This is a genomic window from Bacillus sp. JJ664, assembly GCF_036962205.1.
In the GTDB taxonomy this organism is placed as follows: Bacteria; Bacillota; Bacilli; order Bacillales; family Bacillaceae_G; genus Gottfriedia.
This window is the reverse complement of record NZ_JBALMS010000111.1, coordinates 1-11,713: the sequence shown is the minus strand read 5'-3', so window position 1 is coordinate 11,713 and position 11,713 is coordinate 1. Positions and strand designations below refer to the sequence as shown.

The window sequence follows — 11,713 nt, the reverse complement described above, 5'->3', positions numbered from 1 at the left end:
TCATTAACAAGGAAAATTTATACAAATATAAAATTAATTAAAGAACAATTACACGATTCTCCAGAATTACTTGTACGATTATTAACTTGGATCGACAATATTATTGTGCATTATTATTTATAGATGGGCTTGCTAATACACAGGTGATTCGTGAGAGCATTATTGAACCTTTATTGGAGATACGTAAAATAGATAAAGAGTCACTAATGGATACAATTGCCAATCGTTATATTCGTTCAGAATCAGTTGAAGAGGTTACTTCAATTTCTTCTATAATTGATGGAATTGTTAGAGGGAAGACATTGGTACTGGTTGATGGCTTTGATAGTGTCCTTCTTGTGGATACCACAGAATGGCAAAAACGAGCAGTTGAACAGAGTACGAAGCAACGAAATTTTCAAGGTACATTAATATCATTTACAGAAGAATTAAAAGTGAATTTAAATATATTACATAATATGATTCCATCTCCGATATTGAAGGTTGAGAAAAAACAAATTGGAAGAATTGTTAAAACAGAGATTGCAATTGTATATCTAACTGATTTTGTAGATGAAACTGTTTTGGAGGAAGTACGTCAGCGAATTGATTTATTAGAAGTTAATTATGTAATGGAGTCAAGAATAATTGAAGAAGCGATTGAGGGAGATCAAAAAACGATTTTTCCTCTTTGTTTTAATAGCGAGATACCAGATGCAGTATCAGCTGCTTTGTACGAAGGAAGAATAGCAGTATTTACAAACGGAACGCCAACAGCATCAATTGTACCAAATTTATTCATTCAATACTTCCAAGAACCTAACGAATATAACACTAAAGAAAAATATGCTAAGCGTATTCTTACATTTCTTTGTTTTTTCATAACTATTCTGTTTCCTGGATCTTATCTTACGTTGATTTACCATCATAAAAATTGGGTACCCCAAAAAATTCAAGATGAATTCTTTCAACACATGTTATTGCCTTATTGGCTAGAAATTTTCATAACATTAATTTTTTTTCAAATACTAGGATTTAGTTCGTATAGAATTACAAAAGAAATGATATTACTTGCTTCATTAGTTTCAACTATAACACTTGGCTCAATTGCTGTTGAAGCTAAAGTAATTCACCCTTTAAGTCTTATCGTAGTTGGTATATGCTATCTTACTAGCACAATACTTACAATTGGAAAACTACCAGATTCGATTATAACTCTTCGTTATGTATTTTTATTTTTGGGGCTTTTGTTCGGGATAACGGGATTATGTATTGGAGTGATAATCTTAATAATACATTTATCACGGTTACGGTCAGTAGGTGTTCCATATTTAGCACCTATTATTCCATTTAATTATAAAGAATTTAAAGATGTCTTTTATCGAGGTGATTTGCGAAAGTTAACAAATAGTCCTCATAAATATCCACATGATGACAAAAATTAATTTAATTTTTATAAAATAATAAGGCTATCAGAATCATTGAATCCGATTTTGACAGCCTTTTAATTTTAAAGGAGTAATTTGCATTATATATGGTTGAATAGCCAATGGTTTGGAATCTAAATTAAATTGAACATATATGTGACGAAGATAAATTAAGATGATTAAGCTATTTCCTTATGCATCAAACGCATGCGTTAGTTGCATAAGGAAATAGCCTTGACGCTAATAGAGTAAATAAGTGAAAGTCGAATCGCTCTATACAGTCTTTAAGGAAGGGAATTCACTTCCCGAAACATTTTCATACGAAGCGTTGATTAAATTGATGAAAGATCTCAAAGGTTGTTGCCATGCTCCCTCACTGTTCGATGATCTTTCGATTATTAGTACTGAAGAAATTCTTAATCGTATGAATCCTTATAGGAACCGTTCATGGAACGTCAAAAAGACTATTAATTATAAATCTAATTAATAAAGAAATACTAAACCTTTCTTATATCCCTGTGGAATATGTAAATTACTATACTTTAAAAAAGGATCTTCCTAGAAGATCCTTTTACTAATTATTGACGCATGCGTTAGTTCAATAAGTAAGTTAATTTACATCAACTAAATTTACTAGTCTTATTAATTTTAAATATTGGGTTAATTTGAATTTGAATAGTTGATAAACCTTCAGCTGCGATTTTCAATCGTTTACTCTGCTCTTCTACAATCATCGAAGGAGTTGATAGAAAAAATCCCCTTGATAATAAACAGTACAAAACTTTCTTTTACTGTCTACTATAAGGGGATAATAGAAATTAAAGATCATTTTTTGACTATTATTAATTATTCTTTATCATCATGAGGATACTTGTGCTGACTGTTTATCAGTTTCTTTAAATCTCCACGATAAAAAACATCTTTGAACTCTTGTGGTTGAAATGGAATGATCGGTGCTAAGTATGGAACACCAACCGAGCGTAATAGAGCCATATAAAATATCAAGAAGAGTAATCCGGTTCCCATCGCTGTTAAACCAAAAAAACTACCTATGATTAAAAACAACAAGCGTAATGTTAAAGCGGCACTAGCCATCCCACCTGTGACAAATAAAAAATTTGTTAGGAACGAAATACCTACAATAATCATACTAAAAGGATGTACTAGTTTGGCATCAACAAGCGTAGTACTTATCACCATTGTACCTACTAAAGATGCCAAAACAATCAAATCGGTTTGTATCCGGAAAGATGCTAGTCCCAATACATATAAAATGAGCAGCAGTAGCAAAACTTCTAAAAATAATGGGAGCATGGTTTCGAATTCAAAAAATTTTTTAGCATATTTTCCTGGAAACCAATCTATGTGAAAGTTAGCGACTGCAACGTAAATTCCGGGTAAGAAGACAGATATAAAGTAACTAAAGAATAAGATTAATCGATTAGAGAGTTTTCCGTTTTTTGAGTAGTATTCATTCGGTTGCGCCATAAACTGAACGAATAAAGCTGGGACGATGGAAGCTTGTGGTGTACCATCAACTAAGACGGCGATTCGTCCTTCATATAAAGCAGCAGCTACAATATCTGGCATCTCCGAATTGAAAATAAGGGGGAAAATGGTTTTCTTCCTCCCTTCCAACGCATCTTCAACAACTCTTGATTCCAAAACATATTCGACATCCAATGTTTCTATTCGTGTTCGTACCTTTTCTAATGCTTGTTTATCCACTTTATGGTTTAAGTAGACAATTGAAAGATCTGTTTTTGCAAATATTCCTATTTGTTTCATTTCCACAACTAAATCAGGTGACTTAATAAAACTACGAATTAAATTCAAGTTCACTTTTAATTGTTCTGATAGCCCAATCATCGGACCACCAGGTGACCGTTGTCGACTACTTTGTTCAACCGAGCGTTGTTGCCATTGGGTCGTTTCTGCGATGATTCCACTGTCATATCCCTCGACTAAGATTAGGGTTCGACCTCGGACAATTCCGTCCAGTGCATCCTCGAATGATGAAACCATTTCAACGGAAGCAGCTCGAATATGTTCAGAGGCTAAGTGGTCGATGAATAGTCCTGTATCGCTTTTTTTCATACCCTTAAATAAGAATAATGGAGTAATGATAAAGTCACGAATCACGTCCGCGTTAACGAGTTCATCTAGATAGATGAGTGCTACATTGTATTTGCTTTCACCGATACGAATCGTCCGGACAACTAATTCAGCTGTATGGTGTAACTGTTCTTTGATTGTTTCAATATTTTTATGAAGACTGCTTGTAAAATTAGCCGGATCATGATAGTTCATTCTCTTTCACCTCTAGTCATTCAATAAAGCTAATTACCAATTATTAGCTTGACCTAAGGTGGGATTAATATACAGGTATAATGAAGGTAGTAAGAGAATATACTCATGTAGGCGCAGAAAAAGCAAATTATTAATACCTTATTTACAATTAAGAATTGAGAAGCATCTCTTATTGAACTAACTGGCGCGTTAGTTATATAAGGAATAACCTTCCGTTTAATCGGAAAAATAAGTGAAAGTACTAATCGAATTGAGGAAATTTAAATGAAACAAAAATTAGTATGCCTTGGCAGTGTATCAATCAATTACTCAGCGATCACAGAAGAACAACGAAAGCGATTGAAACGTGCAACTGAAGGATTATCAAATCTTCAAATTCGAACCAATCCGAATTTGAAGATTAAAATAAATAGTCAAATAAGTACAAGTAATTTCCGATAAAACTAGACTGTATCATAGATTACCAAGTAATCATTGATATAGGATATATACTTTCTTAAAGAACTAACGTATGTGATAAGTTCTATAAGATTCATTAAAAATCAAGATAGCAAAAACTAAAAGAGGCTAATCTCATTAATAAAGTTATCTTCTTTTAGTCAAACGAAAGTACATATAGTGAAACTGATCAAGTTCCAATTTTTCATGATCAATTGGCGGCAATAACATTATTTTTTTGATAATTCGTTTTTTTAGACCGTTTATCTTTCTATTTCGTTAAATTGGGCTCGAAACGTTACTTTTACGAAATCATCTAGCTCTTCGTTCTGTTTCAAATTTTTTCAATGCACCCTACCTCATATTAAATATTACTTTTCGATTGCACAGAAATTGCACATACATATTAGAAACAATAGAAATAAAAAATATATAATGAATGAAATTGCAGCTACCGCTTGTTTTACTGGACTCAATTGAACTAAAATATTCATAATTACTGTATAATACTCGTACTCTGTATTTGGGGTCGCTGGTTCAAGTCCAGTTGGGATCATACTTTAATAAGGCTCAAACTCTTGTTTATAAGGGTTTGAGCCTTTACATTTTTTGATTATTGACTATTAATTTCTATTTAGATTTCTTTTGGTTCTGTACGATCGATACGATTAAAGTTCTTTGAGAAGGGATAGTCAGGTTTGACGAAAATTGCGAATAATATACAACCGACAATTATGATCGCTGCAGAAAATGCGATTGTATAGTTGAAACCCCTCAAAGTATTATTTCCTGCGAGGTCGATAAGGTATCCACAAACAAGTGGTCCAATAATCCCTGAAAGATTTTGAAATGAAATACCAAGGCTTATCATCAACCCGCGTCTTTTTGGAAGTAAACTCATCATAATAATAGGACCAACATTTAATATATTTGTCGTTAATCCAAGTGCTACACCTAATATGATAATGACTAATACTGGTGCTTTTACAAGTGTAACGGAAAATAGCAATACAGCACTAATGACTTGTAACGTTGATGAAAATAAGACACGAGATGAACGTAAATTATTCGATTTCTTAAATAACTTATCAGACCAAATCGAAGCACTCATAGACACAACCATGTTAATGAGACCGATTGATAAAACAGCTAGTCCCATCTTTGTTTGCGATAATTGTATTCCTTTTACCAAATAGACCGGTAGCCATACTGAGATCCATACGACCAACCAAAAACTCGCAAAAAGATTAAGTAAAGTAAATAGTAAGGTAGGAGAGAATAAAATCGGTCTAAACTCTGACCATTTGAATTTTTCAACTGGCAATTTTTCTTCTGTCGATTTAACTGTGGTCTTAGATTTATCTTTTATAAATCCCCAAATAAGAACCCAAATTAAACTAACTACTCCTAAAGCAACAAATGAAATTCTCCAGCCATAAGTTTGATTTACGTGAACTAAAATAGGGGTTAGAGCCATTGCTCCAATCATCGCACCTGCATTACATACCGAAATAGCCATTCCACGACGTTCTTCAGGGAATACTCTACTTAAATGACTGATTGCAACAGGACCAAATGGACCTTCAAATACACCAAGCAGAATTCGATATAATAGAAGAAAGGCGAAACTAGTTATGAAAAATGTGCCGAATTGTAATAATGTCCATGCGATCAATAGAATTGATAACATCTTTTTGGTACCGATTTTATCAGACCAAGCACCGCCGACTACACTAGCGATAGAAAAGAACCAGAAAAATATGCTTCCGAGAACACCGTATTGCACATAGGAAAGGTTAAAATCTTTTATAATAGAAACGGATGCGACACTTGTGGAAGATTTATCAGCAAAGTTAATAAGTGTTGCGATTAACAACATAATGAGAATTACCCAGCGTTTCATGTATAAAGCACTCCCTTACAAATTAGTATTATTTGCTTGCCTGCTTATTCATGTTCATACTAAATGGGTCAAGAAAGTATAGACTTGCCATACTTTCTTTTTATTTCAACCTAATCGTTTTGTAATGTAAATTCTACTTTTTGAATAGTCCCTGTAAATGCGAAGTCTCCCATATTTGCATAGCTTTTACTTACTGGTAAATATGCATCTCGTCCAATATCTAATCCCTCAATAGAAATCAAAAACGGTAAGGTACTTGGCATATCTACTTCACCAACTTGTTGATCATCCATAAATAACCTTCCTTTTCCTTGTAAAAGACCTGTTTTGGAAAATTCGAAGTGGAGTGTTGATTTTCCAACTGGTACTTCTAAATCGGATTCAATTTTATAGACTGTCCCCACATAATTATACTCATAAAATAAACGATTATTTTGAATGTAAATTGTATACCCACTGTACTGATTTCCTTGTGCAATTAACACACCTTCACAGTCTTTTCTTGGGCAATCAATAGGAACAGTAATTGTGTAAGAGCGATTTAATATAGGTGGAGATGCAAGACTATGACTCATTCCTGGAAAGAAAGTAAATTCTGTACGAGATCTTATCTTATCATCTGGAGAGACGTAAGCAAATAATTCGATCGTTTGATCAATCATCGGAAGTGCATTAAATTCCTTTGCTTCATCTAACCAGATATCTTGTAATTCTTTAAGTTTTTCAGGGTATATTGTTGCCAAATCATTACTCTGAGAAAAATCTTTGTTAATGTTAAATAGGCTCCATTGATCTTCCTCAAAAGGGGTTCCTTTCGTATGAAAAGAGATCGCCTTCCAACCGTCATGCCAAATAGCACGCTGTCCTGCCATTAGAAAGTATTGGGTTTCCCGTCTTGTGTGTACTGTAGGATCATCAAAAGTATATTGCATGCTCTTACCGTGTAATGGTATTTGCTTAACACCTTTAATTTCTTCTGGAGACCTTATTCCAGTAAGTTCCAGAACTGTTGGTGTGATATCGATTACGTGATGGAATTGGTCACGGACAGTTCCAATATCTTTGATTCGATTTGGGAAATGATAAATCAAGGGTACATGAATACCTCCGTCAAAGGTCGTTTGCTTATAGTACTTAAAAGGTGTATTGCTAGCTTGTGCCCAGCCACGAGGATAGTTAGGCTGTGAATTTGGTCCACCAATTTCATCTATTCGATTCAATATACTTTCAGCGGTTGTTGGAATTCCGTTAAAATAAGAAGTTTGTTCCAGAATCCCTTCAAACTCACCTTCTTGGCTTGCTCCATTATCCGATAGAAATACGATCATCGTATTATCCAATTGACCAATAGCTTCTAGAAAGTTTACGAATCTGCCAATCTGTTCATCTGTGTGAGTAAGGAATCCCGCATATGTTTCTTGGAATCTTTCAAATAGTCGTTTTTCAGCTTGTGAAAGAGTATCCCATTCCTTTACACCAGGGTTTCGTTCTGCTAGTACTGTATCTGCTGGGACAATTCCTAATAATTTTTGACGTTCAAGTCTTTCCTCACGAATTTTATCCCAACCTTTGTTATAAGTACCTTTATACATATCGATATAACTTTGAGAAACTTGATGTGGTGAATGCTGTGCGCCAAAGGCAAGATACATAAAGAATGGTTTCCCTGGATAAAATGAGGCATGATCAGAAACAAAGTTTATCCCTTGATCGACAAGATCCTCTGAAAGATGATAATCTGGTTTCTTTGGAGGATTCACACTATGATTATCGTAAACTAAGCTAGGTGTATATTGATCTGTCATACCTTCTAAAAATCCATAAAATCGATCAAAGCCTTTTCCTAAGGGCCAGTTATGAAAAGGGCCAGCAGCTGATTCTTCATAAATAGGTGACAAATGCCATTTTCCTATAGCGAAAGTACTATAATCATTTTCCTTTAATATCTCTGCTATTGTACCTGCAGAAGGGTGTATTTTACCTCGTGTACTAGGGACATCAGGACCTAAATCAAAATTTGATAGAAGTCCCATACCTACAGAATGATGATTTCGCCCAGTTAATAAACTTGCTCTAGTAGGAGAACAAAGAGGTGTAACATGAAAGTTATTATAGCTCAATCCATTTTGAGCTAAACGATCGATATTAGGTGTCTTAATTTCCGAACCATAACAAGCTAGGTCAGAAAAACCCATGTCATCAAGTACAATGTATACAATATTGTTTTTCATTTTCATAGCTCCTTAAAATAGAAATAAATGAATTTATTTTTAAAGGTATAAAAACACAGGTAAAAGTAAAACTAAAATATTTGTTAAGAAGCATATTTACTTACGCATCTTTAACACATCGAAATCCCATATTTCCAGTAGAACTGTCAGGTGCATTATAACTACGAGCAGCTACTCGATAACGATTACAGTAAGATTCATGACAGAGATAGGAGCCACCCCGAATTACTTTGGAAGTACCTTGTGGACTGCCTTTGGGATTTTCAATTGAATCATGAACATGATAGTTTGGACTGAACCAATCCGAACACCATTCCCACACATTTCCTGAAACATTATATAAACCATATTGGTTAGGAGGATATGATCGAGCTGGAGCCGTACCTTCATAACCATCAAATGCTTGATTTTCATTTGGGAATTGACCTTGCCAAATATTTGCATAATGTTCACCATTTGGGTGTAACTCGTCGCCCCACGCGTATTTTTTTTGTACTAATCCTCCACGAGCAGCAAATTCCCACTCTGCTTCGGTTGGTAGTCTTTTCCCAACCCAACTGCAATATGCTGAAGCGTCATTCCAGGATACATGAATGACAGGATGATCAAATCTATTTTCAAGAGTAGAATCCGGACCTTCGGGATGTCTCCAGTTTGCTCCTTCTACAACTAGCCACCAGGGAGTTTGACGAACAAATTGTGTAACTTTCTTTTGGGTTTCAGAAGACACAAGTGAATGAAAAACAAAGGACCATCCGTATATTTCTGCTTCCGTTTTGTAGCCTGTATCAAGTACAAAATCTTCAAACTGAGCGTTAGTAACTGTACAAGCATCAATAAAGAAAGGGTTCACTTTAATTTCGCGAATGGGACCTTCACCATCAGCATAGTATCCTTCTTGATCATCAGTTCCCATCAAAAATTTTCCTCCAGGAAGGTAAATCATGTCTTGGTTAGAGAGTTTATTACAGCTTTTAATAATACTAGTTCCTACATCTTGAGATAAAATTGATTTTCGTTTATTCGGAGAACAGCATACGGACATTAATTCAAATTCCATTCAAATCACTCACTTTAAGAATTTATAGTAACAACAAGAGGGAAGTTTCATCGTCTATTTCGTGAATAATAAAAACGAAAGATACATAAAAATCATGAATATTAATAGAGAAAAGAGTATAGAAACAAATACAATCGATTTATTAGCAGGAATATAGATTCCTTTTTCGATTTCTTTTCTTTTCTTTGAATATTGAATCGTTGATAGAATACCTGTAATAAAACCAACTACACATGCGTATATACCTAGAAATATGACTAATAAATTAATATACTTATTCGAACTGAACTGAATCGTAAAATTCAAAGACGTTGTTAAGAATCCTACGCCAACAATCGATATTGATGTCCTGATCCAGGCCAAAAATGTCCTTTCATTAGCTAAATGTTGTTGAACAAATTTCACGCTTTCACTATGTGATTCTTGCGTTTTTGTTAAAGCTTCCATCTTTATTCTCCTACTCATAATCAACAGTTTCTTTAACTCTATATGCAACAAAAAGGAACTCAAAAAAAAATGAAGTTCCTTTTTTAATTGCAAATTAGCACTTTAAATTGAAGTTACTGAAAAAGTAAATGTAATCTATTCTTTATTGAACTACTGCAGCTAATCCAGACCATACACCCAATGAAGTACCTGCTGTTATTCCACCATCAACAGTAATAGCTTGTCCTGTAATAAACTTAGAATCGTCAGAGCTTAAAAAATGAACAAGAGCAGCTACTTCTTCAGGTAGACCAGGTCGACCAAGTGGTGTTACAAGGTCATTAATAGCTCTTTGTTCAGGAGCTGCACTATTTTGGAGCATTGGTGTATCTATTGTTCCGGGACAAATACAGTTTACTCGAATATTTCGTGGGCTTAACTCGAGTGCAGCAGTTTTTGTTATTCCGATAACCGCATGCTTTGAAGCAACATATGGTCCATATGTCGGCACGCCTTGTAAACCGGCAACAGACGCACTGTTAATAATAACGCCACCATCACTTAAGTAGACGGCTCCGTGTTTTAATCCATATAACACACCCATTGTATTTACTTTAAAAGATACTTCATAATCTACTGATTCTGCATCCGAAATCATAACTAAACCTCTACCAATACCAGCATTGTTAAAAAGAATATCAATGCGTCCATATGCTTCAACAGTTTTTTTCAGTAAAGCTTGTACTTCATTTTCTTTTGAAACATCTGTTTTGATATATAATCCGTCAATTTCTAATGCTAGTTTTGTTTCGTCTGTAATATCAGCAACTACTACTGTAGCTCCAGCTTGATGAAAGCGTCTAACGGTAGCAAGTCCAATACCTGAACCGCCTCCAGTAATTACTGCAACTTTTCCTTTAAGTGAAAACATAATAAATCGCTCCTTTTAGTGTTTTTAGTTTTTTGTGAATATTCAGATATTTAAAAGTAGAGAGCTATATATTAATTCGCATGGCTCTTAATTAAGTTCATTTTTTCTTCATATGAAAGTTTTTCTGCCAATGATAATTGCTCGCTCAATTTAGGTGGGAAGCAATAAAATACTTCCTTGCTCTCAATTCCTTTAATATAGTACTCTACACCTTCTTCGACACTTAATGGCTGTAATTTCATTCCGCCTTGTTTTAATTCTCCAGTTTTTGGATCAAGGTTAGATTCAATCCATAATGGTGTTTTTACTGGACCAGGAGCAATAGCTGTAAATGTTAATTCAGGGTAGGCAGTTGGTAGCATTTCAGCTAATCGACGTACCCACATTTTACCAGCTGCATAACCAGGTAAACCCCATAACCCTAAGTATGATGACGCAGAAGAAGTCATGACTATATGTCCTTTACCTCTAGATTTCATCAAATCTAAAGCTGGAAAAACGGTGTTTGCGACTCCATTAACACAAATTTTAGTTGCCCACATGATATCTTCAGAAGTATCTTCTGTTCTACTTGTACTTCCGGGTCTTTGTGCTGCCGCATTCGCAATAATTAAGTCAAGTGGACTAATTTCATCGCATTCATTTATGACAGAATTCATAGCCTCTTCATCCATAATATTTGCTACTTTAGTAATAACGGTAGCTCCTAATTCCTCACATGCATTTTTAGCATTATCTAAGTTGGTAGTATTTATATCTATTAAAAAAATATGTACATTTTTATTTTTACTATAATGCTTGGCAACACCTAAACCTAAGCCACTTGCTGCACCTGTAATTAAGATAGATTCATATTGACTCATTTTAATCCTCCTAAGATTAGAATATCTAAAACTATTAATTTAAAGTGAAAGTCCTTAAAAATCTGTTCAAAAGTACTAAATTACATACGTTTATTTTAAGTGATTTATTTAAATGATAAATTGCACCCCCATTATAATAATAGAT

The 11,713-nt window shown here is 34.2% G+C and carries 9 protein-coding genes; 2 read left to right on the top strand and 7 right to left on the bottom strand.

All coding sequences use genetic code 11. The features are described 5' to 3' along the window. The first annotated feature begins 86 nt into the window (after positions 1–86). Entirely contained in the window at positions 87–1,424 is a 1,338-nt protein-coding gene (locus tag V7056_RS16325; RefSeq protein ID WP_499703483.1) for a spore germination protein, read from the top strand. An 828-nt stretch (positions 1,425–2,252) separates the two neighbouring features. On the opposite strand, the gene V7056_RS16320 is transcribed toward V7056_RS16325, so the two are convergent. After that, a complete protein-coding gene (locus V7056_RS16320; protein ID WP_499703482.1) occupies positions 2,253–3,716 on the bottom strand; it encodes a spore germination protein in 1,464 nt (487 codons plus the stop codon). Positions 3,717–3,980: 264 nt separating this feature from the next. On the opposite strand from V7056_RS16320, the gene V7056_RS16315 reads away from it, so the two are divergent. After that, complete coding sequence (locus V7056_RS16315) at positions 3,981–4,157, top strand: hypothetical protein (RefSeq protein ID WP_499703481.1); 177 nt, start codon at positions 3,981–3,983, stop codon at positions 4,155–4,157. 631 nt (positions 4,158–4,788) lie between these two features. Here the strand turns inward: V7056_RS16315 and V7056_RS16310 are convergent. The 6 genes from V7056_RS16310 to V7056_RS16285 form a co-directional block, all read right to left on the bottom strand. Next, on the bottom strand, positions 4,789–6,057 hold the full coding sequence (locus tag V7056_RS16310) for an MFS transporter (protein WP_499703480.1): 1,269 nt from the start codon (positions 6,055–6,057) through the stop codon (positions 4,789–4,791). Between the two features lie 110 nt (positions 6,058–6,167). Continuing rightward, complete coding sequence (locus V7056_RS16305) at positions 6,168–8,288, bottom strand: arylsulfatase (protein ID WP_499703479.1); 2,121 nt, start codon at positions 8,286–8,288, stop codon at positions 6,168–6,170. Between the two features lie 100 nt (positions 8,289–8,388). Continuing rightward, positions 8,389–9,348 carry a formylglycine-generating enzyme family protein gene (locus V7056_RS16300; protein WP_499703478.1) on the bottom strand — a complete coding sequence of 320 codons (960 nt, stop codon included), beginning with the start codon at positions 9,346–9,348 and terminating at the stop codon, positions 8,389–8,391. Positions 9,349–9,402: 54 nt separating this feature from the next. Further along, positions 9,403–9,795, bottom strand: a complete 393-nt coding sequence (locus tag V7056_RS16295) for a YidH family protein (RefSeq protein ID WP_499703477.1) — start codon at positions 9,793–9,795, stop codon at positions 9,403–9,405. A gap of 142 nt (positions 9,796–9,937) precedes the next feature. Further along, the gene (locus V7056_RS16290; protein ID WP_499703476.1) at positions 9,938–10,705 is read right to left on the bottom strand and encodes an SDR family NAD(P)-dependent oxidoreductase; all 768 of its coding nucleotides are present in this window, start codon (positions 10,703–10,705) and stop codon (positions 9,938–9,940) included. 71 nt (positions 10,706–10,776) lie between these two features. Next, positions 10,777–11,568, bottom strand: a complete 792-nt coding sequence (locus V7056_RS16285) for an SDR family NAD(P)-dependent oxidoreductase (protein WP_499703475.1) — start codon at positions 11,566–11,568, stop codon at positions 10,777–10,779. Between the last annotated feature and the right edge of the window lie 145 nt (positions 11,569–11,713).

Coding starts and splice junctions, on each gene's coding strand:
- V7056_RS16285 (WP_499703475.1), bottom strand. CDS start 11,568: ATGAGTCAATATGAATCTATCTTAATTACAGGTGCAGCAAGTGGCTTA.
- V7056_RS16290 (WP_499703476.1), bottom strand. CDS start 10,705: ATGTTTTCACTTAAAGGAAAAGTTGCAGTAATTACTGGAGGCGGTTCA.
- V7056_RS16295 (WP_499703477.1), bottom strand. CDS start 9,795: ATGGAAGCTTTAACAAAAACGCAAGAATCACATAGTGAAAGCGTGAAA.
- V7056_RS16320 (WP_499703482.1), bottom strand. CDS start 3,716: ATGAACTATCATGATCCGGCTAATTTTACAAGCAGTCTTCATAAAAAT.
- V7056_RS16300 (WP_499703478.1), bottom strand. CDS start 9,348: ATGGAATTTGAATTAATGTCCGTATGCTGTTCTCCGAATAAACGAAAA.
- V7056_RS16305 (WP_499703479.1), bottom strand. CDS start 8,288: ATGAAAAACAATATTGTATACATTGTACTTGATGACATGGGTTTTTCT.
- V7056_RS16315 (WP_499703481.1), top strand. CDS start 3,981: ATGAAACAAAAATTAGTATGCCTTGGCAGTGTATCAATCAATTACTCA.
- V7056_RS16310 (WP_499703480.1), bottom strand. CDS start 6,057: ATGAAACGCTGGGTAATTCTCATTATGTTGTTAATCGCAACACTTATT.